A 20,945-nucleotide genomic window follows, 5' to 3' on the forward strand; every position below is an offset into this window, starting at 1 on the left:
ACGACCTCTAAAAGCAGCTTGCGCGGTGCAGTTGGGTTTCGACCGCCAACACTTCGCCCTGCCAGTGCCGGCTAATTTTTTTGAATTGAACAAGGGCCGCCAGTACGCACAGCGGCGTATCGACAAGTCCGGGTTTAGCTATGGATTCTTGTTTTTTGAGTTGCTGGAACTGCCCAAAACTTCGGGCAGACGCTTTCGACGCGGCCATTATACGCCCTCAGAGGCAAGCGTTGCGCTGCCTGTTCAGAGTGCACAGGGGACGCTCCAAGCCTCAAAATGCTGATCGTTCGGCCAAGCTGAACGACAAGTGACGGGGATTGTAGATACGTAAATTTTTAATGACTATGCCTAATTTTGTAACAGTTATTCTCTATAAGCGTAACAATCGTCTTTCAAACGCCTCAGTAGACTTGAAAAAAGCCCCGTATTCCCGGGGCGTTTTTAACGAAAGCCCTTGTAGTTAGTAAGGTTTGCGGCGATTGCGAACAATGCACGCCGGCACCAGAACTGCGGTCAGAACAAACGCCGTCAGGGCCCATTGCGCGAGTGATAATCCGAGAACCGGCGGATATGGCGTCGTGCAGAAGCCACTGACCTGAAACCCTGTAGGGAACAGTGTAGCCAATGGCAGGCCATCGACAATCGGCTGCAGCACATCGATACCGCAGCTGTCGGACGGATGGGCGAGGATCCAGACATGCCGGCCGGCAGCGGCGATGCCGCCAAGAGCGCTGAGGGTAACCAGGGTTTCAAATGCCGTGACGCTGCGGCGCCCGGGCATGGCTGCGCCGATGAACGCGAAGATGGCGATGAACAACAGCGCGTAACGCTGCAGGATGCACAGCGGGCAAGGCGCTTCGCCCAGGACGATCTGCATGTACAGGGCGCCGCCGATCAGGGCCAGGCAGATAATGCCCAGCAAAACCAGAAAGCGCTTTTCGCGTCTCAGGTACAACGTGTTGTCGCTCATTCACATACCTTACTGAACTGATGAAAGGGTTGGTCAACGCCATACAGCGTGCGTGCGCAGCCTGCCTGAACGGAGGTGTACGGCCTTGGCTGCGCCGAGGCGTGCGCGATGATCAGCTGTCTGATTCGGCAACTCAAGCATTGGCCAGCCATACGGACGCATTTACCGGTCAGGTGGTCTGCGCGGCAGTAGATCCACAGCCGACAGGACGTTTTTGCAGGAGCCGGATGAAAACCCCTTCTATATATAGAGGGGTGCGTCAGTTTGTCGCAGCTCTTCTTCTATATATAGCTGCGGTATTTTGTCGCAGGGCGCCTTTTCGTCAAAGCACTGCGGCGTGCGAACCCGCGACGCAGCTTGTAGGAATACGAAGAGCGACAATGTGTCGCCCTCCCCCGGTTTGACGCAACCGAAGCCAGACTGCCACTATCCGGACATGCGCAGGCAGTTTGTCGAGCCCGCCATCGTGTGTTGCAACGACTTTCAATGGCAAGCAAACAGCGCGCTCGGCTGTCGGTTAAAAATCCTAAAGCCTGCCCGCCACAGGTCGATAACCTGTCATAGAAAGTTGTTTGCCGCTACCAGGCGACGAAACACCTACAGCCAGAAGGTTCATATGTCCAAGAACGTCCGAGCAGATTCACTTTCGCTGCTCCTCTTCACGTTGCGCAGCGGCAAGCTGATGGCGATCAATCTGCTCAAGGTCAGCGAGATCATTCCCTGCCCGCCTCTGACCCATCTTCCCGAATCGCACCCGCACGTCAAAGGCATCGCTACGTTACGTGGCTCGTCACTGTCGGTTATCGATCTGAGCCGTGCGATCGGCGAGCGGCCGCTGGCCGATCCGGATGGTGGCTGCCTGATCGTCACGGATGTGAGCCGCTCGAAACAGGGCCTGCACGTTCAGGCCGTCAGCAAGATTGTGCATTGCCTGACCACCGATATCCGTCCGCCGCCCTACGGGTCGAGCAGCAAATCGTTCATCACAGGCGTCACTCAGGTGGACGGCGTGCTGGTGCAGGTGCTGGATATCGAAAAAGTGATCCACGGCATCGCCCCTGCGCAGATCGTCGTGCAGTCGACCGAGCTGGCCAAAGAGGATGCGGAACTGCTGAGCAAGGCGCGGATTCTGGTCGTCGACGACAGTCAGGTTGCCCTGCAGCAGTCGATCATTACCTTGCGCAATCTCGGCCTCGAATGCCATACGGCACGCAGTGCCAAAGAGGCCATCGATGTCTTACTCGACCTGCAGGGCACTGCGCGGCAGATCAACGTGGTGGTTTCCGATATCGAGATGTCGGAGATGGACGGCTACGCCTTGACCCGCACACTCCGCGACACGCCGGACTTCAGTGACCTGTACATCCTGCTGCACACCTCGCTCGACAGCGCGATGAACAGCGAGAAGTCGCAGATCGCCGGGGCCAATGCCGTGCTGACCAAGTTCTCGTCACCCGAGTTGACCAAATGCCTGATCGAGGCCGCACGTACGGTGGTCGCCCAAGGGCTCTGATCCCAGAGCGCACAGCGATACAACGTCCGAACCCGACCGATGCATCCGCCGCGCATTACTGGCTGATGCGTCGGGATCTCGCAGCACCAGTGCCACCCCCGGCCTGGCCGCCTGGCATCCAGCCACATCCCTTCACGCTTGAGCGAGCCCCAGAGGTTCACCACCTGCTGACCCTGGGTTACGGCAGCGCGGCCGGCTGCGTGGCGGATTATCCGGACTGGCTGGCCGCATTCGAACACGATCCCGAATGCGATCCGTCGCTGTGCTTTCTGGCCATGCGTGACGATACGGTAGTCGGCGTGATCGTGTGCTGGACCAGCGCATTCATCAGGGATCTGGTCGTGCACCCTGATGTGCGACACAGCGGGATCGGCCACGCCCTGCTCAATCACCTGTTCAACCATCTGCATACGCGCAACGAAGCAGCGGTCGATCTTCACGTCATGGAAAACAACCTGGCGGCGCGGCGGCTTTATGAAAAATCCGCAATGGTCTATCTCAAGCGTTTCGACATCCCTGCAGCCTGAACCCGCGACCGACACGCCAACGACTGGCGCGCAACTTGCTTCCCGAGAGACACCAAGCGAGTGAGTGACCAATTGTTGTCGCTTGCCGCCTACCTGTTGGACGGGTCATCGAGATAATGGACACCAAGTTTTCCTGCGTAGGGTGTGGCGGCTGCTGCACCGACCATCACGTACCGCTGACGCTCGACGAAGCCGCGCAGTGGGCGGCCGATGGCGGCAACGTCATCGTGCTGACCGAGGCATTTCTGAGCAATGGCTACGGGGTTTCCGAGACGCAGCTGACCCATGCCAGCCGTCGCTCGACCGAGGTCAGCAGCGGCAGTACCACAGCCTTTGTGGCGATCACCTTCGCGGCCTACAACGTGGGGCGCTGCCGGAATCTTGACGAGAAGAACCTGTGTCGCATCTACGAGCGCAGGCCATTGGTCTGCCGAATCTATCCGATGGAGATCAACCCGCACATTCCGTTACGCCCGGAGACAAAAGGCTGCCCGCCAGAGTCGTGGGGGCAGGGTCCCGACCTCATCGTTAACGACAGGCTGGTCGATACACAACTGATAGACCTGATCGAACGGTCGCGTCAGGCGGACCGGGATGAAATAGAGACCAAACAGCTGATTTGCCAGAAGCTGGGCATCCGCACTACCGCCCTCAAGGGCAACGGTTTCGTCGCCTACCTGCCGGACATGGACGCGTTTGCTGCGGCCATCGAAGACGTCGAGAATCCTGCTCAGGATGGGCAAGCCCTGGGTTCGAAGTGGGAGTTTCACGTAGCCGGACAGCACGTCCTGGACACCCTGCAACAGGAAGGTGCCGAAGTGACTGACCGGGAGCCGGTTTCCTACCTGTTCATCCCTTTGCAGGCGGCCTGACAGAATCTGTCAGGCAATCAGCGCTTGCCCATCGACCTGCGGGTGCCTGCCGGCGCGACGCCCGGGGTCTTGTGGTGGCCGTGCTTGTTGGCTTTCTGATGCCACCCCGGCTCCTTTTTGGCCTGGGCAAACTCCGAAGGCTTGAACGGAAAACTGAAAGGCGCAATGACAGCCTTCTTTTCAGTGTCTGCGACGGAGTCGGCTGCGGCGTCTTGAACAGGGGGTTGTTCAGGAGTGGTCATGGTGTCACCAGAAAGTCGAATTGGCCGGGCAAATGCCCGCGGCCGCGCAGCATACATCAATCGCCGCACAACCGCCCGAGCCTCCTGTCGCCGTCATTTGTAGAACAGATCGACCATCACCTCGGCATTGAAGGGTCCGGGTCTGGGCATGTTGGTGTTCCACAGCAGTTCGGCATTGAAGTCAGCCCTGGCAGTGTTGGTTTCGCCCAGCAATTCCGCCAGATGAAATGGCTCGTTGTAACGTAACGGCTGACCATTGACTGCGCTGGTAATCCGGATCCCCAGCGAATCATTCCCGACGGGAACCAGCAGTTCGCCAGACAGATTGCCTGTCACCGGCCTGAATCGCGCATCGATGCTGAACGGCGAATCACAGCTACGGCTGGTCAGCAGGGAGAATGTCTGGGTGGCAGCCACTTTGCCAATGGCCACCTGGTGTATCGCGACGTCGCCAAATTCCACGGTTTCCGGGAGCACTTGCAGATCGGCGTCGCAGGCCACGAACCTTAGCCCGCGCAGGTTATTGATCACATAACTGAAGCTGCGCCCTGACAGCCGACTCGAGTCTGTCGCGCCGCCCAACTGAAAAAACCGGTAATCCAGCAGGTCACTGGCCACGCCGGAGGACGGTGTGGCGCCGAACTTCTGGATAAATACCGAAAACGCCAGGCTGAAGCGCACCTTCGGGCAGTTTTCGAGCGTGCTTTCACCCTCGCGACATGTCGGCAGGTAGCTGCCGGTACTGACCCGTCCATTGCCTTGCAGGTGATCGATCCCCTGCAACGTCATGCCGGCCCGAATTCCCTGACCGATCGAACGATTGTCCGGATTCAGGTAGATAAAAATCTCTTCTGCTTCGGACTGCCAGCCCTCTCTGGCGCATTCGACCTGAACATTCAGAGGTTCGGAACGCCATACCACTTCCCCGTCAGGAATCGACTCCGGGATTGCCACCGTACTGCTCAGGTCATCGTGAATTTCGGTTTCGCCCGTCCCTTGAGTGGTACAGACCAGTGCGAAGGTGGAGCCCGGATGCAGTAACAGCAATACGGCAAGGGATCGCAGCCAGCCTCTGGCGGAGAGATGTTTCATATCAGCATTCGTCCTGAAGGGAATTGTTTTTCGGCAGCCTGGCTGTAGTGGCCGTCTGTCCGGTGAGCTGTGCGCAATAGGTTCGTCGGCCGCCGTAGTCGGTCAGCGCCTGGAATGAAAAACGATGTGTGGCAGAGGGCTCGACACTCGCCGGCACAACCATCGCCACCTGGGCGCCCGGCGCCAGCAGCAGGTGATTGCCGAGCGGCACATCGTCGATATGCAACGCTTGCAGAGCGGCGTGGTAGGGCGTGGGGTTACTGACCGTCAGCAACAAGGCGTGCGTCGGGTCATGAGTCAGTGTCCATAGCAGCCCCGCGGGGGTATCGGCCGGATCACCGTCAAGGCCGGGGGGCCGGTAGAACACATTGATGCGCTGGCGCACGGCGATGTTCAGTTGTCCCACGCCGTCGTGGCGTCGGGGTACCTCAAGCACATACAGATGCAGCAGCGACTCGTGTTCCTGGGGCATGCCTGCACCCTGATACAGCACGCGCAGGGCCTGCCTGCCACCCACCGCCAGGCGCGAAAGCGGTGGTGTGACCACGAATGGCAGTGCCTTGCGCAGCTCAACCGGGGTGTCGTCACCATCCGCGGCGTCGCTGAGCCAGGCTTGTAAAAGCGCCTCGGACTTGCCGCGATTGCGCACCTCTAGAGTGACTTCGCGACACTGCCCGTCGAAAATCAGCCGCGTTCCGCTCAGCGAAACAGCCCCGTGCGCCGCAAAACCTGTCGCCAAAAGCAAACTCGTCAACACCGCCTTGCATGAACCCGCGAAGGCGCTCATCGGCATACCACCCTGATCCGCTCATAGGCTCGCGACGGATCTCTGGGCGGCAGCGAGAATGTTGCCTGACAACGTTGATCGGACCAGCGCACCCACAGGCTGCCGGCATCCTGCTCGCTGAGCACCAGCGCCTGACTGCCGGGATCGACCACCGCCAACGCCCTGCCCTGCTCATCTTCGACACTGGCACCCAGCGGCACCTTGCTGCCATCGGGGCGCACCAGTTCGAACTGGACCCGGCGGCCCACATTGGCCTTGAAGCGCACCACGGGTATCGCGCCCCTGCGCGGCACGATCTGGGTGATGGCGTTTTCCAGATCGACATCAGCACCCAGCTGCCGGGTATCCAGGCTGACCCAGTTGGTGCGATAGGCCTGCGCATAAGGCAAAACCGCATAGCCGTTGCCGGAGGTCTCGACATTACTGAACGACTTCAGGCGAGCGCCACCGACATCCGGCACCTGAACCAGCGCAAAGGTTTCCCCCAAGGACTGCCCCAGATTCACGCCACCGGCATGCGCCACCAGCGAACCTGCGGCGGACAGGCTGAATGCATCGTAGTCCTGGCCCTGGCTGTAACCGGCCTCGAAACGGCCGAATGCCGTGCTGGTGCTGAGCTTGCCTGCACCAAAACTACCGGAGGTGCTGTCACGTCCGGCCTGTACCGAATAGAACGTATCGCGGTCGCCGAGCACCTGGCCGTTGAGTCCGGCAGTGGCGTTGTACTCGCCACGGCTGTCGCGCACCGCGTTGAAAGACAGTCGCGACGAGCCGGGGCTGGATCCGAGCGGCAGGGTCACGCTCAAGGCGACACGATTGTCGGTGCTCGCGTCACCGCTTCGCCCGAAATCCTCGTTGCGTTCGATGGACAGACTGTAATTGAGCGAATGCCAGGCCGCGTTATAGGACAGGTAAAGTTGCCGGGTCTTGCCGGGCAGGTTCCAGTAGCGCTGCTCGGAAGCAGTCAGGCTCAGCGACGCCGCCTGGCCAGGCACGATCTGAGTGATGCTGAGTTCCAGCCGATCCCGCGCAAGGCCAGAGGACAGCACTCGCCGCTGCAGGCCGCTATCGCTGACATGCTGGCTCAGGGTCCGGTATTGCTCGGTCGAATACCGATAACCGGCCACGGCCAGGGTGGTGTCGGTGACGTCCAGCGTATTGGCATAACGCACCCGCAAGCTCTGACCGCTACGCGCCTGCCGATCCACCTTGCTGACCGACCGGGTGAGGTCCATCGACACCGCGCCCAGCCCGGTGTTGACCCCGGTGCCCAGGTTCGCGGCTTGATAAGCCTCGGCCAGTTGCACCCCGGCGAACCCGGTAATCCGTTCGGAAAGACCATAGATCAGGGCTGCGCTGGCAAACGCCGGAGCGGCCTGCTGATCATCACTGGTGTCGACCTGCCCGCCGGCCAGGCTATAGCGCAACGAGCCTGCGGGAACCATGATCGGCAGCGACGCGTAGGCCTGGGTGAAGGTTCGCACACGCCCGTCGGCTTCGATGACAGATACCGACAAGTCGCCATTGGAGCCACTGGGGTAGATATCGGCAATCTCGAAAGGCCCGGGTGACACGCTGCCGCTGTAGAGCAGAAAACCGTTCTGGCGAACTTCCACGGTCGCATTGGTTTCGGCAATCCCGCGGATGACCGGGGCATAGGCCCGCTCGCTGTCAGACAGCATGCCATCGTCAGAGGCCAGGGCCGCACCCCTGAAGCGGACACTGTCGAATACCTGCGAATCGGTAAACGTCTCGCCCAGCGTGAGCTGGCTTTTCAGGGCAGTGATGTCGCGCTGCGCGAAGGTACGGTTGCTGCGATAACGCCAGGGTCTGTCACTGCCGCCCACCAGAGAGGACTCGTTGCGCAAACGCCAGGCGCCGACGTTCAGCCCGTTTCGCAGCCCGACGTAGTACTGATCCGATTCCACGCCCTTGTTACGCCGCCGGCTGCCATTGAAGTTGTAATTGATAAAGCCTGCGGTCTCGCCCTGATCCCACAGCTCCGGCGACACATAACCACGAGTACCCCGCGACATCACCGCTTGCGGCACACTGATCGCCAGTCGCAACGCACCGGGCTGATAGTCGACGCGGGCAAATTCGACACGCGCGGGCAGGTCGAAACAGGCTTGGGCAGATGCGTCACCTGATGGCAGACGACTCAAGTCCAGACCGAAGCTCTGTAGCATCTCGAGCGACAGACAGGGCTCGATCAGGCCTGATAGCGGATTTTTCAAAAAGCGAATATCCCGCCTGCCGCTCAGCTTGCGATTGACATAGATATCAACCCGGTAAGTACCGGGCAATACACTATTGGAACGCAGAAACTCCTGGAGGTCTGCCGGCTGATCGCTTCCCTGGATAAAAGCCGTGTTGAATCTGACTGCCCCGTTGCCACCCGACGAGGCGGCCGACGCGCTGACCGCAAACATCAACGTTAATCCGAAAGCGATACCCGGCGCACAGCGTCGGGGGTGAGGGAGCGCGCACTGGGCCATGACTCCCTGGTTAACTTCTTTGCGCCATTCCATAGCGGTCTTCACTCTACTTCGGCTGTCGCGCGCGCCGCGCAATCCTTTTACACAGACGCAGGTCTGCCGGGCTGTCTTGTCACTGCGGCCCGACGGTTTGAATAATGAACGCTGACAGTGGCTAAGCCAGCTTATCGGGGCGACGCCTTGCCGGCGTTAACCGGTTGTTTATTGATAAGGGTTGCCTGATAAGGCACTTGTCCGCCGTAGTCATTGAGACTGACGAAACTCAGAACCAGCGGTGCACTTGCCGGCGGGTGCTGTAACGGAATACGCAGACGCTGATGCGGCGCCAGCATCTGGCTGTCCAGACGGGCAAGTTCGGTGTCATGTTGGCGTATGGAAATCCTGAGCATCGAGACATGATAGGGGCCGGGATTTTCGACTTGTACACCGGTGTCATCGCCCCATTTCCAGTTCAGTTTTTCCGGTGCCTGCTGTGGATCACCCTGCAAACCATCAGGCCGGAAGAAGACTTTTATGCGCTGACGTACCGCGATCTGCAGCGTGTTCTCTGCTGCGGTCTGGGGTATTTCCTGAACATTGAGCCATAACACCGATTCACGATCGGTGGGCATGTCGGTACCGGAATGAATGATCCGCAATAGTTGCCTGCCACCCCCGGCCATACGCGTCAGTGCGGGTGTGACAATGAACGGCAGGTTCTGCAGCGTTGGGTTATTGCTGCCCGCTGCCACAGGAGATTCAAGCCAGGACTGCAGGAGAATCTCTCCCCCGCCACTGTTGTGAACACCCAGACTGACCTCTTTATCATTGCCCTGGTAAATGACTCGCGTCGTATTCAATACGATGCCCGCCTGAACGGCGGATGCGCAGGACAACAACGCAACAAGCATCGTGTAGCGGAAAAAATCGAAAAACATGCTGGCGTTCGCCTTGAATTCGGTAGAGGACAGAGCGAGCGCTGCCCGCCCTGCCCGATACGATTACTCGTAATCCATCACGAACGGCAGGAAGCCGTCGGCATTACCAGGATTGGTGGGCGTGCCGTTAAGCACATACACCGCGCCAAAATTGATTTCAGCGGTGGCACCATTGGCGCCATCCTTGATGAGCGTGGTGTCGACGGTTTCGTCACCACTCAGATCCATCAGCACACTGGACGCATTGAGCAGGCCGATACCGACGCCATCGGCCGCACCGGTGGTGCGCAGGAGTTTCGCGTCGTTGTTGTCCAGGCCACTGCCGTTACGGGCAATAAGGCGCATTTTCACCATGTTGTATTGGTCTGCACCCGCACTGCAGTTGACCAGCAGCTGGATGGGGGCTGCCGTTTCGAACCGGCTTTCGCTCGATACACCGATATCAGAGAAGGACACATTGCCCAGGTCGATATTGATTTCGCCGGGGTTGGTCCCCGCACTGACACCCGTGCCCGGCCCCACATCGCAGGAGATATTAGTCAGTGTTCCGTTGAAGACCATTGTGCCGTTGTTCGCCGCACTGGCGGTACCTGCCATGCCAACGCCCATTACGCCCAGAACTGCCAATGTAAGAGAACGCTTTTTCATGCTAACGACCTTCCTTGTGTTATTTCGTGTGTGCCCGCTATCGGACGCTGAGCACTATAGAGCCAGGTCTATTTCAGTGCTGTCAGCCCGGTAACTTTCACCCCGCAGACAACACAACACGACACGCAGGACAGGTCTGTAGGAATAATTATAAGTCGTGCCCGGCACACTGATAAAAACCCTTTTCCACACAGAAGCGCGCTTTAACTCAAGCACAGACTACCGATGTCTTCACTGTGGCCGAGGTTATTTATCGTTCACATTTTTCGAGCACTGGACTGCCACTTTTTAACGTGACAGTCCGGACGAGAAAACCATACAGACAGGGATTTACTGATAGCTCAACGTGACCACCGCAGCGCGCGCCTGCAGGGCTTCTCCGTCGATCACCACGGCGGCAGGCAACACTTGATACTGCGTGACGAAGGGCATTGCCTGCTCACCACAGACATTGTGTTCGGTGCTCACTTGTATATTGACCCCTGGTGCAACTTCCAGCGTTCTCGTGTGAACATCTGACGCACTCGCATGGGCACTGGACACCCTGCAACCGCTGTTGACGATACTGCCATGCAACGTTATTGCACCGTCCTTTGCCCATGACAAAGCGGGAGCAGCCAGCCACAAAGTCGACAGGATTACGACCCACAAGCGTTTATCAAGGGAGCGTAACTTCAACATCACTTTTCCGTTTGTTTTCTGACTGCTCATGGCACACTCCCTTCATAGACTCATACAGTAATTTAAGTTGATGAGAGAATGATCTGCCAGAAACTTACTTAGGAAAATGTAGGAAAACTCCTAGGACTTTATAAACATCTGGACAATTATCTCTTCAACATAGATATCGTCCAATTCCGACTTTTCTTGACTGCACGCCACACCCGCTCGCGGCTTTCTGACAAACCTGACAGCTGAAAGTCATTCTGTTGACCGGATTTGCAGGCTATAAGGAAGCTGTAAAGAACATCACTCCCGTACCGACATTTGGCGTTTTCTTCATATGCGCAGAAAGACCCTGACCGTCACCGCCGTCGTCCTGGTGATCGCCTGTGCGGCGATTGCCGGCTGGAAACTGACACGCCCGGCAACACTCCCAAAAAATACCGCTGCCGCTGTGCCCGTCAAAGTGATCACGGTCAGTCTTGAGGACGTGCCGCGTTTCGTCACAGGGATCGGATCGGTGCTGTCGCTGCAAAGCGTCGTGATCCGTCCCCAGGTGGATGGGGTGCTGACGCGCGTGCTGGTCAAGGAAGGTCAGCAGGTCAAGGCCGGCGACTTGCTGGCAACGCTGGATGACCGCTCTATCCGGGCAGCGCTGGAGCAGGCGCGTGCCCAGTTGGCGCAGAGCAAGGCGCAGCTGGATGTCGCGCAACTGGACCTCAAGCGCTATCGCCAGCTCACCCAGGAAAATGGCATCTCGCGACAGACATTCGATCAGCAACAGGCGCTGGTCAGGCAGCTCGAAGCCACGGCGAAAGGCAACGAAGCGAGCATCAACGCCTCGCAGGTGCAGCTGTCCTACACCCAGATTCGCTCGCCGGTAACGGGACGGGTCGGTATTCGCAATGTCGATGAAGGCAACTTCCTGCGTGTCAGCGATGCTGCCGGGCTGTTTTCAGTGACTCAGATCGACCCGATTGCCGTGGAGTTTTCCCTGCCACAGCAGATGTTGCCGACCCTGCAGGGGCTGATTGCCGAGCGCAACGCCGCGACCGTCAAGGCGTATCAGGGCGACGGCGCGGCCAACGGCCTGCTGCTGGGTGAAGGCACGCTTTCATTGATCGACAATCAGGTGTCGGCGAGCACCGGTACGATCCGCGCCAAGGCTCAATTCAAAAACCCCGGCGAGCAACTCTGGCCGGGGCAACTGGTGACGGTAAAGATCCAGACCGGTATCGAACTCAACTCGCTGAAAGTACCGCCACAAGTGGTGCAGCGCGGCGTCGACCTGCACTTCGTCTATCGGCTCACTGCTGATAACAAGGTGGAAGTCGTGCCGGTCAAAGTGCTCTATCAGGACAGCGAACAGACGCTGATCAGCGGGCCGCGTGCTGGCGATGTACTGGTCAGCGACGGCCAGTCGCGGCTACGCCCGGGGGCAACGGTCGAAGTGATCAGCGCGCCTGCTGCGGATGTGGCGAGCGCGCAAGTGGAGCCCGCCCGATGAACGGCCGGGGCTCGGTGTCGGCGTGGTGCATCGATCACCCGGTGGCCACCTTGTTGTTGACCTTCGCCCTGGTACTGCTGGGGGTCATCGCCTTTCCGCGGCTTCCGATCGCGCCGTTGCCGGAAGCGGAATTTCCGACCATCCAGGTTACCGCGCAGCTCCCCGGCGCCAGCCCTGAAACCATGGCGTCCTCGGTTGCCACGCCACTGGAAGTGCAGTTCAGCGCGATACCGGGCATGACCCAGATGACCTCCAGCAGCGCACTGGGCTCCACCAACCTGACGCTGCAGTTCACGCTCAACAAAAGCATCGACACTGCGGCCCAGGAAGTCCAGGCCGCCATCAATACCGCAGCTGGACGCCTGCCGGCCGATCTGCCCAGTCTGCCGACCTGGCGCAAGGTCAACCCGGCCGACAGCCCGGTGCTGATCCTCAGTGTGAGTTCCAGCTTGATCCCCGGCACAGAGCTGAGCGATGTCACTGAGACCATTCTGGCGCGCCAGCTCAGCCAGATCGAAGGCGTGGGCCAGGTATTCATCACCGGTCAGCAGCGTCCGGCGATTCGTGTCCAGGCCGCTCCCGAGAAACTCGCTGCGCTGGGGCTGACCCTGGCGGACATTCGCCAGGCGGTGCAGCAGACCAGCCTGAACCTGGCCAAGGGTGCCCTGTATGGCAAGGACAGTATTTCGACCCTGTCTTCCAACGACCAGTTGTTCAAACCGCAGGACTACGCGCAACTGATCGTTTCCTACAAGAACGGCGCGCCCGTCCAGCTCAAGGACGTGGCCCGGGTTGTCGCAGGCTCGGAAAACGCCTACGTCAAAGCGTGGTCCGGCGATCAGCAAGGCGTCAACATCGCTATCTTCCGGCAGCCGGGCGCCAACATTGTCGACACCGTGGACCGTATCCAGCGTGAACTGCCACGCCTGCAGGAAATGCTCCCGGCCAGCGTCGATGTCTCGGTACTCAACGACCGAACGCGAACCATCCGTGCCTCGCTGCATGAAGTGGAACTGACCCTGATGATCGCGGTGCTGCTGGTGGTGGCAGTCATGGCGCTGTTCCTGCGCCAGCTGTCAGCCACCCTGATCGTCAGTGCGGTACTCGGGGTCTCGCTGATTGCCAGCTTTGCGATGATGTACCTGTTCGGCTTCAGCCTGAACAACCTGACACTGGTGGCCATCGTGGTCGCGGTCGGTTTCGTGGTGGACGACGCCATCGTGGTGGTCGAGAACATCCACCGTCACCTTGAAGCGGGCCAGGGCATGCGCGAGGCCGCGATAAAGGGCTCCGGAGAAATCGGCTTTACCGTGGTATCGATCAGCTTCTCGCTGGTGGCGGCGTTCATTCCGTTGTTGTTCATGGGCGGCGTGGTCGGGCGACTGTTCAAGGAATTCGCGCTGACCGCAACGGCGACCATTCTTATTTCGGTGGTCGTCTCCCTGACCCTCGCGCCTACCCTGGCCGCCCTGTTCATGCGCGCGCCCACCCATCATCCGCATCAGAAACCGGGGTTCGGTGAGCGCCTGCTCGCCTCCTACGAGCGTGGCTTGCGCAAGGCACTGGCGCATCAGCGACTGATGCTTGGCGTGTTCGGCCTGACCCTGGCGCTGGCAGTGGTCGGTTACGTTCTCATACCCAAAGGCTTCTTTCCGGTCCAGGACACCGCTTTTGCACTCGGGACCACCGAGGCGGCTGCCGATATCTCCTACCCGGACATGGTGGAAAAACACCTGGAACTGGCAAAGATCGTCGGCGCGGACCCTGCAGTGCTGGCGTTCTCGCATTCGGTAGGTGTTTCAGGCAGCAACCAGACCATCGCCAACGGCCGCTTCTGGATTTCCCTCAAGCCACGCTCCGAACGCGATGTGTCGGTCAGTGAGTTCATCGACCGCCTGCGCCCCAAGCTGGCCAAGGTCCCGGGCATCGTCCTGTATCTGCGCGCCGGGCAGGACATCAACCTCAGTTCCGGCCCGAGCCGCAGTCAGTACCAGTACGTGCTCAAGAGCAACGACGGCGAATTGCTCAACACCTGGACGCAACGGCTGACTGAAAAACTGCGCAGCAACCCGGCGTTTCGTGACATGTCCAACGACTTGCAACTGGGTGGCAGCGTCACGCACATCGACATCGACCGCAGTGCTGCCGCGCGCTTCGGCCTGACCACGGCAGACGTCGACCAGGCACTGTACGACGCGTTCGGCCAGCGGCAGATCAGCGAGTATCAGACGGAAGTCAACCAGTACAAGGTGATCCTTGAACTGGACGCCCAGCAGCGCGGCAAGGCCGAAAGCCTGGCGTACTTCTACCTGCGTTCACCGCTGACCAGCGAAATGGTGCCGCTGTCGGCGCTGGCCAAAGTCAGCGCGCCGCGCATGGGACCGTTATCGATCAGCCATGACGGGATGTTCCCGGCGGCGAACCTGTCGTTCAACCTGGCACCCGGAGTCGCTCTGGGCGATGCCGTGCGCATGCTCGATCAGGCCAAGAACGAAATCGGCATGCCCGCCTCGATCATCGGCAGCTTCCAGGGCGCGGCACAGGCGTTCCAGAGTTCGCTGGCCAACCAGCCCTGGCTGATTCTTGCGGCGCTGGTGGCGGTGTACATCATTCTGGGCGTGCTCTATGAAAGCTTCGTGCATCCGCTGACCATTATCTCTACCCTGCCCTCGGCAGGTATCGGCGCACTGTTGCTGCTGTGGATGATGGGCCAGGACTTCTCGATCATGGCCCTGATCGGCGTGGTGTTGCTGATCGGTATCGTCAAAAAGAACGGTATTCTGCTGGTGGACTTTGCCTTGCAGGCCCAGCGCGATCAGGGTCTCACGCCGCACGAGGCCATTTATGAAGCCTGCATCACCCGCTTCCGGCCGATTATCATGACCACCCTCGCCGCCCTGCTCGGTGCGCTGCCGCTGATGCTAGGTTTCGGGGTCGGTGCCGAGTTGCGTCAGCCGCTGGGGATTGCCGTGGTCGGCGGCCTGCTGGTGAGCCAGATGCTCACCCTGTTCACGACGCCGGTCATTTATCTGCAACTGGAGCGGCTGTTTCATCGACGCCACCCGGCGCCCGGCGCACCGGCGCCGGCCCTGCACAAGTGAGAGTCGCCCGATGCGCGTGCTGATTATCGAAGACGAAGAGAAAACCGCCGACTACCTGCGTCGGGGTCTGACCGAACAGGGCTATGCCGTGGACGTGGCGCGCGACGGGATCGAAGGCCTGCACCTGGCACTGGAGAATGACCATGCGATCGTCATTCTCGACGTGATGCTCCCGGGCCTGGACGGTTTCGGTGTGTTGCGTGCGTTGCGCGCACGCAAACAGACACCCGTCATCATGCTGACCGCGCGAGAGCAGGTCGACGACCGCATTCGCGGCCTGCGCGAAGGCGCGGATGATTACCTGGGCAAGCCGTTTTCCTTTCTGGAACTGGTCGCCCGCCTGCAGGCGTTGACCCGGCGCAGCGGTGGCCACGAGCCGGTGCAGATCACCATTGCCGACCTGTGGATTGACCTGATCAGCCGCAAGGCGACCCGCGCCGGCCTGCGTCTGGACCTGACCGCCAAGGAGTTTTCGCTACTCAGCGTGCTGGCCCGGCGTCAGGGCGACATTCTCTCCAAGACATCAATTGCCGAAATGGTCTGGGACATCAACTTCGACAGCGATACCAATGTGGTCGAAGTCGCGATCAAGCGCTTGCGGGCCAAGCTTGATGGGCCTCACGAACACAAGCTGCTGCACACCATTCGCGGCATGGGCTATGTGCTGGAGAACCGCAGTGCGGGTTGATTCGATTGCCCTGCGCCTGAGCGGACTGTTCGCGCTGGTGGCACTGGTGGTCTTCCTGCTGATTGGCTGGGCCTTGTACCTGCAGGTCGACAAGAGCCTCGACCTGCTGCCCCGCGCCGAGGTGGATGCGCGTTACAGCGTGCTGGAATCGGCGGTCAATCGTTTCGGCAACCCGGAGCACTGGGGCAAGATCAAGGCCAAGCTCACCTTGCTCAGCGAAGAGGACAAGCGTCTGCGCTTCTGGGTGGTGAGTGACAATCCGCTCTACGAGTTCGGCAATCCCGGTGCGGACATTCGTCGTTTTGCGCAGGGGCCGCTGGGCATGCACGACCTGAAACTGGCGGATCACCCGTTTTCGTTCAAAGTGCTGGTCAGCGAGTTTCCGGCCAAGGAACAGCGTCCGGCACTGCGCTTTCTGACCGCCATCGACACCGAGACGTTCTGGCACACGCAGCACTCGCTGCTGGTCGCCTTGATCAGCCTGGCCTCGCTGGGCATTCTGCTTGCTTCGGCGCTGGGCTACTGGGCCGCGCGGATTGGCCTGCGCCCGCTGACCAGCCTGTCGCAGGAAGTCCAGAAACTCGCCCCGCCAAGGCTGTCCGGACGCCTGCAGCTGTCGCCGCTACCACCGGAGCTCGAACAATTCGTCGCCTCGTTCAACTCCACGCTGGAGCGTGTCGAGCAGGCTTATTCAAGGCTGGAGTCGTTCAATGCGGATGTGGCGCACGAGCTTCGCTCGCCACTGACCAACCTGATCGGTCAGACCCAGGTAGCGCTGACCCGCGGCCGCTCTGCCGAGCATTATTTCGAGGTGTTGCAGTCGAACCTCGAAGAGCTGGAGCGCTTGCGTTCGATCATCAACGACATGCTGTTTCTGGCCAGCGCCGATCAGGGCACCAAGGTCAAGGCACAGACCTGTACCTCGCTGGCCGAAGAGGTCGCGACTACTCTGGATTACCTGGACTTCATTCTGGAAGACGCGCGCGTGCAAGTCCGTGTCAACGGCGATGCCAGCGCGCCGATTGAAAAACCCCACCTGCGCCGCGCGCTGATCAATCTGTTGCATAACGCCGTTCAGCATACCGACGCTGGCGAGGTCATTGAAGTCAACATCGAGTCCGGCGATGCCCATGTCACTGTCAGCGTGACCAATCCGGGCCTGCAAATCGCTCAAGAACATTTACCCAGACTGTTCGAGCGCTTTTATCGGGTCGATGCCTCACGCAGCAACAGCGGCGCCAATCACGGCCTGGGGCTGGCCATCGTCAAGGCGATTGCCTTGATGCACGGCGGCACCGTGTTCGTGAACAGCGACAAGGGCGCCAATACCTTCGGCATCCAGTTGCCTCGCTGACACCTGAAAATACTGACTACACTGAGCGTTTTCACGGTCCTCAGTGTGCGCCTGTTCGCAGCGTTTTAAATACACTTGCTTTATTCACATTCCCTTCATATGGGGCTATAAGGAGCGTGTTATACACGCGTCATAAGTTCCCCACATAAATGATAATTTTATTAACCGGTTATCAAGAATCATTCGTCTGCAGGTAGAACAACCGATGGTGGTGTTTGCGTTTTCTCGGCAAGCCCGGCTCAGATGGACCCGTCCGGAGCTGATATTGATCTTTGGCAGCTCGGTTTCAATGCTCGCCATTCTGGCGATCGTGGCGTCTTTGCTGGCCCGGGAGCGCGACGACGCAGCACAGACAGCAGCACGTGCAGCGTCCAATATCGTGCGTTTGATCGATGCGGACGTCATGCGTAACGCAGAACTTTACGACTCTTCCCTGCAAGGCATGATCAGCGCGTGGCAGCGTCCGGACCTTCAGCAGTTGTCACCTGAACTGCGCCAACTTGTTCTGTTTGATCGCTCTACTGCCGCCTCTTACAAGGGCGACCTGGTATTGCTCGATAACCGCGGCGACATATTGGCTGATTCTTTATCTGTCATCCCTCGACATGACAACTTCTCTGATCGCGCCTATTTCAAGGACCATGCGTTAGACCGCTCTTTGACGTTACATGTCAGCGCGCCGTACAAGACTCGCTGGGGCTACAAGGACTGGTGCATCAGTTTCAGCCGTCGCATATCAGGGCCCCACGGCGAGTTCATGGGAATCGTGAGCGCGGCGATGCGTCTGGTGTATTTCAAGCATCTATTCATGAGCCAGAATCTGGGCAGTGACAGCAGCATCAACCTGATCAATACCTCGGGCATTCTGATCGTTCGCTACCCGGAAATGGAAGGCCAGGAACTGATCGGCAAGGATTACAGCCGCAGCCCCAACTTTCAGCGCATCCTTCAGGAAGGCGATGGCAGCTTTGCCGCGATGTCCACGCAGTTGAACGCTCGTCGGCTGTACACCTTCTCCCGAGTCGGCAACCTGCCGCTGATCGTCGTCATCGGGCAGTCCGAGGATGAGGTGTATGCCGTCTGGCGGCGCAATGCCTGGCTGGTCGGCTCGGCCACCAGCGTGTTGTGTCTGGGCATTCTGTGGCTGACCTGGCTGCTGTGTCGCGAGCTGCGAAGACGCCATCGTGCAGAAGATGCGCTGGCCAGCCTGGCCGCTACAGATGGCCTGACCGGGCTCGACAACCGCCGCCAGCTCGACGAAGCCATGGAAACCGAATGGGCGCGAGCGCAACGCTCTGGCAAGCAGCTGTCATTGCTGATGATCGACGTAGACCATTTCAAGGCATTCAATGAGCGTCATGGCCATCAGGGTGGAGACGAGGCGCTGCGTCTGATCGCGCAGACCATCTCCTACTGCATTCGCCGTCCGGGCGACCGGATTGCACGCTATGGCGGCGAAGAGTTCGTGGTTGTGCTGCCGGAAACAGACTTGCCGGGTGCCATGCTGATCGCGGAAAAAATCCGCAAGGCCGCCGAGTCACTTCCACTGTTCATGAATGCCGAGCATGCCATCACTGTCAGCATCGGGGTCGCTTCGGAGGTCGTTCGCCAAGGCGACAAACTGGAGGCATTTTTCGGGGTGGCCGACAAGGCGCTGTATCAGGCCAAGGACAATGGGCGTAACCGGGTCGAGTACCGCAGTTCGGTTGCCCGAAAGGTAACGGACCAGGCTTGACGAGCTGCCTTCGGGCATAAAAAAACGCCAGACTGGCTGGCGTTTTTTCGGTTACCGCTGAGGCATCGAATTACGATGCGGCGCGGGCTGCATCACGCAGTGCTTTTACTTTGTCGTGGTTGGCCAGAACGCCAGCTTGCTGCTTTTCAATCAAAGCAATCACGTTAGGGGAAACGTTCTTGGCACGAGCTTTTTCCAGCGCTTCGCGATAAGCCTTCTTGGCGACGTCTTCACCTTTCTCGACTTCTTCCAGTACAGCCTTGTCGTCGTCGGAAGTAACCATCGACTTCAGGTTGACCCATGCGCGGTGCAGTGCGCCAGATACGCTTGAGGAATCTTCAGGCTTGCCACCCAGTGCGGTGACTTCAGCTTGCAGTTCGCGAACGGCAGCGGCAACTTCAGTAGAACGGTTTGCAAGGAACGATTTTACCTGAGCGCTTTTTGCATGTTCTGCGCTGGTGCGGAAACCTTCTTCGCCGTCTTTGCTGGTTTCGATCAGGTCATTCAGGATAGAGATCGTTTCTTTGTTGATATCAGTCATTTGATAATTTCCTAATGGCAGGTTGATACGAAAGTGTTCGATGTATAGGTAATTGCAGACACCGTGCCAGTTTTTAATATGAAAATATCAATTTAAAATCAATAACTTACGAAATTTTCACAATTGACCGTTCGTGACTTCTGCATGATCTGCCGTTTGGCCTGCATGCAGAATGCACGTATCGTACTGACCGAAAGAGAAACATAGGCCTATCGCTGATGAATCCGGAAAAACTCAAGTTGCTGGTGACGCAGGAAATGCCATTTGGCAAATACAAGGGTCGGCTGATCGCTGATTTACCGGGGCATTACCTGAACTGGTTTGCCCGGGAAGGCTTTCCCAAAGGAGAGTTGGGAGGTTTGTTGGCGCTGATGCAGGAAATCGATCACAACGGCCTTGGCGCGCTACTGGACCCATTGCGCACGCGTCCACGTCAGACATTCAAGGACAAGGGATAAACAGAGAGACGGTCAGGGGAGAAAAAAACGGTGCTCCGGACCAGGGAGCACCGAAAAGCCATACAACCAACAACAACTTCCTTGTCGGAATCAGCCGCAAGGGCTGACTCCGAAATCCTGAAAATCAGTCAAACAGCGCCATTGCCTGCGCAGTCGCTTCCTGGATACGACCCCAGTCGCCATTCTTGACCCAGGCGTTATCGATCATCCAGGTGCCGCCTACGCACATGACGTTGGGCAGGGCCATGTAGCTCTTGAGGTTCTGCTCGTTGACACCGCCAGTGGGGCAGAAACGCACCTCGTTGAACGGCCCGCCCAGAGCCTTGATCGCAGCCACACCACCGCTGATCTCGGCCGGAAACAGCTTGAAGCGGCGATAACCCATGGCGTAGCCGATCATGATTTCCGAGGCACTGCTAACGCCTGGCAACAGCGGCAGCGGACTGTCGACTGCAGCTTGCAGCAGGTCTTGCGTACTGCCAGGGGTAACGATGAACTGCGAACCGGCCGCTTCAGCGTCAGCCAGCATCTTGCGGTCCAGGATGGTCCCTGCGCCCACGCACAACTCGGGGCGCTGTTCACGCAGGATACGAATCGCGCTCAGGCCGAACGCCGAGCGCAGAGTCACTTCCAGCGCAGTCATGCCGCCAGCGGCCAGTGCATCGGCCAGCGGCAGTACGTCCTGGTCACGGGCGATGGTAATCACCGGCAGAATCTTCGCCTTGGCGCAGAGTTCGTCGATCTGGGCAATCTTGTTCGCCATGCTGGTCAGCGGCTGATTATTTTCGTTCTGTGTCATGGCGACGGTTCCTTGTTTGTGGGGCTTATAGGG

Annotated in this window: 20 protein-coding genes; 9 read left to right on the forward strand and 11 right to left on the reverse strand. The window is 59.1% G+C overall.

What is annotated here, in order from left to right; genetic code table 11:
- Positions 1–7 precede the first annotated feature (7 nt).
- On the reverse strand, positions 8–208 hold the full coding sequence (locus JOE33_RS08445) for a hypothetical protein (protein WP_003314077.1): 201 nt from the start codon (positions 206–208) through the stop codon (positions 8–10).
- Positions 209–460: 252 nt separating this feature from the next.
- Positions 461–970, reverse strand: a complete 510-nt coding sequence (locus tag JOE33_RS08450) for a disulfide bond formation protein B (protein WP_096101902.1) — start codon at positions 968–970, stop codon at positions 461–463.
- Positions 971–1,586: 616 nt separating this feature from the next.
- Between JOE33_RS08450 and JOE33_RS08455 the strand changes: the two genes are divergently transcribed.
- The 3 genes from JOE33_RS08455 to JOE33_RS08465 all read left to right on the forward strand — a co-directional run bounded on the left by JOE33_RS08455 (position 1,587) and on the right by JOE33_RS08465 (position 3,882).
- On the forward strand, positions 1,587–2,483 hold the full coding sequence (locus tag JOE33_RS08455) for a chemotaxis protein (RefSeq protein ID WP_003408993.1): 897 nt from the start codon (positions 1,587–1,589) through the stop codon (positions 2,481–2,483).
- Positions 2,484–2,548: 65 nt separating this feature from the next.
- The gene (locus JOE33_RS08460) at positions 2,549–3,010 is read left to right on the forward strand and encodes a GNAT family N-acetyltransferase (protein WP_187625132.1); all 462 of its coding nucleotides are present in this window, start codon (positions 2,549–2,551) and stop codon (positions 3,008–3,010) included.
- A gap of 116 nt (positions 3,011–3,126) precedes the next feature.
- The gene (locus JOE33_RS08465; protein WP_187625133.1) at positions 3,127–3,882 is read left to right on the forward strand and encodes a YkgJ family cysteine cluster protein; all 756 of its coding nucleotides are present in this window, start codon (positions 3,127–3,129) and stop codon (positions 3,880–3,882) included.
- Positions 3,883–3,899: 17 nt separating this feature from the next.
- Here the strand turns inward: JOE33_RS08465 and JOE33_RS08470 are convergent, their stop codons facing one another.
- The 7 genes from JOE33_RS08470 to JOE33_RS08500 all read right to left on the reverse strand — a co-directional run bounded on the left by JOE33_RS08470 (position 3,900) and on the right by JOE33_RS08500 (position 10,777).
- On the reverse strand, positions 3,900–4,124 hold the full coding sequence (locus tag JOE33_RS08470) for a hypothetical protein (RefSeq protein WP_096125419.1): 225 nt from the start codon (positions 4,122–4,124) through the stop codon (positions 3,900–3,902).
- A 93-nt stretch (positions 4,125–4,217) separates the two neighbouring features.
- Positions 4,218–5,216: a fimbrial protein gene (locus tag JOE33_RS08475; protein WP_187625134.1), complete on the reverse strand. Its 999-nt coding sequence runs from the start codon at positions 5,214–5,216 to the stop codon at positions 4,218–4,220.
- 1 nt (position 5,217) lies between these two features.
- Entirely contained in the window at positions 5,218–6,003 is a 786-nt protein-coding gene (locus JOE33_RS08480) for a molecular chaperone (protein WP_187625135.1), read from the reverse strand.
- Positions 6,000–8,501 carry a fimbria/pilus outer membrane usher protein gene (locus tag JOE33_RS08485; RefSeq protein WP_187625182.1) on the reverse strand — a complete coding sequence of 834 codons (2,502 nt, stop codon included), beginning with the start codon at positions 8,499–8,501 and terminating at the stop codon, positions 6,000–6,002. The genes JOE33_RS08480 and JOE33_RS08485 overlap by 4 nt, the downstream gene beginning before the upstream one ends.
- 164 nt (positions 8,502–8,665) lie before the next feature.
- Positions 8,666–9,418 (reverse strand): molecular chaperone, encoded by a 753-nt coding sequence (locus JOE33_RS08490; RefSeq protein ID WP_010429093.1) that lies wholly within the window; start codon positions 9,416–9,418, stop codon positions 8,666–8,668.
- 63 nt (positions 9,419–9,481) lie between these two features.
- On the reverse strand, positions 9,482–10,066 hold the full coding sequence (locus JOE33_RS08495) for a fimbrial protein (RefSeq protein WP_003365284.1): 585 nt from the start codon (positions 10,064–10,066) through the stop codon (positions 9,482–9,484).
- 330 nt (positions 10,067–10,396) lie between these two features.
- On the reverse strand, positions 10,397–10,777 hold the full coding sequence (locus JOE33_RS08500; RefSeq protein WP_010429100.1) for a hypothetical protein: 381 nt from the start codon (positions 10,775–10,777) through the stop codon (positions 10,397–10,399).
- Positions 10,778–11,069: 292 nt separating this feature from the next.
- Between JOE33_RS08500 and JOE33_RS08505 the strand changes: the two genes are divergently transcribed.
- The 5 genes from JOE33_RS08505 (at position 11,070) to JOE33_RS08525 (ending at position 19,114) form a co-directional block, all read left to right on the forward strand.
- A complete protein-coding gene (locus tag JOE33_RS08505; RefSeq protein WP_187625136.1) occupies positions 11,070–12,236 on the forward strand; it encodes an efflux RND transporter periplasmic adaptor subunit in 1,167 nt (388 codons plus the stop codon).
- The gene (locus JOE33_RS08510) at positions 12,233–15,337 is read left to right on the forward strand and encodes a multidrug efflux RND transporter permease subunit (protein WP_187625137.1); all 3,105 of its coding nucleotides are present in this window, start codon (positions 12,233–12,235) and stop codon (positions 15,335–15,337) included. The genes JOE33_RS08505 and JOE33_RS08510 overlap by 4 nt, the downstream gene beginning before the upstream one ends.
- Positions 15,338–15,347: 10 nt before the next feature.
- Positions 15,348–16,025: a heavy metal response regulator transcription factor gene (locus JOE33_RS08515; RefSeq protein ID WP_003314062.1), complete on the forward strand. Its 678-nt coding sequence runs from the start codon at positions 15,348–15,350 to the stop codon at positions 16,023–16,025.
- The gene (locus JOE33_RS08520) at positions 16,015–17,379 is read left to right on the forward strand and encodes a heavy metal sensor histidine kinase (RefSeq protein WP_122693567.1); all 1,365 of its coding nucleotides are present in this window, start codon (positions 16,015–16,017) and stop codon (positions 17,377–17,379) included. The genes JOE33_RS08515 and JOE33_RS08520 overlap by 11 nt, the downstream gene beginning before the upstream one ends.
- 205 nt (positions 17,380–17,584) lie before the next feature.
- Positions 17,585–19,114, forward strand: coding sequence for a sensor domain-containing diguanylate cyclase (locus tag JOE33_RS08525; protein WP_010429112.1), 1,530 nt, complete (start codon positions 17,585–17,587; stop codon positions 19,112–19,114).
- Positions 19,115–19,184: 70 nt separating this feature from the next.
- On the opposite strand, the gene JOE33_RS08530 is transcribed toward JOE33_RS08525, so the two are convergent.
- Entirely contained in the window at positions 19,185–19,655 is a 471-nt protein-coding gene (locus JOE33_RS08530) for a PA2169 family four-helix-bundle protein (RefSeq protein ID WP_003314059.1), read from the reverse strand.
- Between the two features lie 218 nt (positions 19,656–19,873).
- Between JOE33_RS08530 and JOE33_RS08535 the strand changes: the two genes are divergently transcribed.
- A complete protein-coding gene (locus JOE33_RS08535) occupies positions 19,874–20,113 on the forward strand; it encodes a DUF3820 family protein (protein WP_010429116.1) in 240 nt (79 codons plus the stop codon).
- 124 nt (positions 20,114–20,237) lie between these two features.
- Here the strand turns inward: JOE33_RS08535 and JOE33_RS08540 are convergent, their stop codons facing one another.
- Positions 20,238–20,912, reverse strand: coding sequence for a bifunctional 4-hydroxy-2-oxoglutarate aldolase/2-dehydro-3-deoxy-phosphogluconate aldolase (locus tag JOE33_RS08540; protein ID WP_004402926.1), 675 nt, complete (start codon positions 20,910–20,912; stop codon positions 20,238–20,240).
- Positions 20,913–20,945 lie beyond the last annotated feature (33 nt).

This window comes from Pseudomonas sp. PvP027, from assembly GCF_017833005.1.
Lineage (GTDB): Bacteria > Pseudomonadota > Gammaproteobacteria > Pseudomonadales > Pseudomonadaceae > Aquipseudomonas > Aquipseudomonas congelans.

What these genes read in the sequence shown, in the direction of transcription:
- JOE33_RS08445 (WP_003314077.1), bottom strand. Translation starts at nt 208, where the DNA reads ATGGCCGCGTCGAAAGCGTCTGCCCGAAGTTTTGGGCAGTTCCAGCAA.
- JOE33_RS08475 (WP_187625134.1), bottom strand. Translation starts at nt 5,216, where the DNA reads ATGAAACATCTCTCCGCCAGAGGCTGGCTGCGATCCCTTGCCGTATTG.
- JOE33_RS08465 (WP_187625133.1), top strand. Translation starts at nt 3,127, where the DNA reads ATGGACACCAAGTTTTCCTGCGTAGGGTGTGGCGGCTGCTGCACCGAC.
- JOE33_RS08540 (WP_004402926.1), bottom strand. Translation starts at nt 20,912, where the DNA reads ATGACACAGAACGAAAATAATCAGCCGCTGACCAGCATGGCGAACAAG.
- JOE33_RS08505 (WP_187625136.1), top strand. Translation starts at nt 11,070, where the DNA reads ATGCGCAGAAAGACCCTGACCGTCACCGCCGTCGTCCTGGTGATCGCC.
- JOE33_RS08485 (WP_187625182.1), bottom strand. Translation starts at nt 8,501, where the DNA reads ATGGCCCAGTGCGCGCTCCCTCACCCCCGACGCTGTGCGCCGGGTATC.
- JOE33_RS08500 (WP_010429100.1), bottom strand. Translation starts at nt 10,777, where the DNA reads ATGAGCAGTCAGAAAACAAACGGAAAAGTGATGTTGAAGTTACGCTCC.
- JOE33_RS08450 (WP_096101902.1), bottom strand. Translation starts at nt 970, where the DNA reads ATGAGCGACAACACGTTGTACCTGAGACGCGAAAAGCGCTTTCTGGTT.
- JOE33_RS08470 (WP_096125419.1), bottom strand. Translation starts at nt 4,124, where the DNA reads ATGACCACTCCTGAACAACCCCCTGTTCAAGACGCCGCAGCCGACTCC.
- JOE33_RS08460 (WP_187625132.1), top strand. Translation starts at nt 2,549, where the DNA reads ATGCGTCGGGATCTCGCAGCACCAGTGCCACCCCCGGCCTGGCCGCCT.
- JOE33_RS08515 (WP_003314062.1), top strand. Translation starts at nt 15,348, where the DNA reads ATGCGCGTGCTGATTATCGAAGACGAAGAGAAAACCGCCGACTACCTG.
- JOE33_RS08535 (WP_010429116.1), top strand. Translation starts at nt 19,874, where the DNA reads ATGAATCCGGAAAAACTCAAGTTGCTGGTGACGCAGGAAATGCCATTT.
- JOE33_RS08530 (WP_003314059.1), bottom strand. Translation starts at nt 19,655, where the DNA reads ATGACTGATATCAACAAAGAAACGATCTCTATCCTGAATGACCTGATC.
- JOE33_RS08510 (WP_187625137.1), top strand. Translation starts at nt 12,233, where the DNA reads ATGAACGGCCGGGGCTCGGTGTCGGCGTGGTGCATCGATCACCCGGTG.
- JOE33_RS08455 (WP_003408993.1), top strand. Translation starts at nt 1,587, where the DNA reads ATGTCCAAGAACGTCCGAGCAGATTCACTTTCGCTGCTCCTCTTCACG.
- JOE33_RS08490 (WP_010429093.1), bottom strand. Translation starts at nt 9,418, where the DNA reads ATGTTTTTCGATTTTTTCCGCTACACGATGCTTGTTGCGTTGTTGTCC.
- JOE33_RS08480 (WP_187625135.1), bottom strand. Translation starts at nt 6,003, where the DNA reads ATGAGCGCCTTCGCGGGTTCATGCAAGGCGGTGTTGACGAGTTTGCTT.
- JOE33_RS08525 (WP_010429112.1), top strand. Translation starts at nt 17,585, where the DNA reads ATGGTGGTGTTTGCGTTTTCTCGGCAAGCCCGGCTCAGATGGACCCGT.
- JOE33_RS08495 (WP_003365284.1), bottom strand. Translation starts at nt 10,066, where the DNA reads ATGAAAAAGCGTTCTCTTACATTGGCAGTTCTGGGCGTAATGGGCGTT.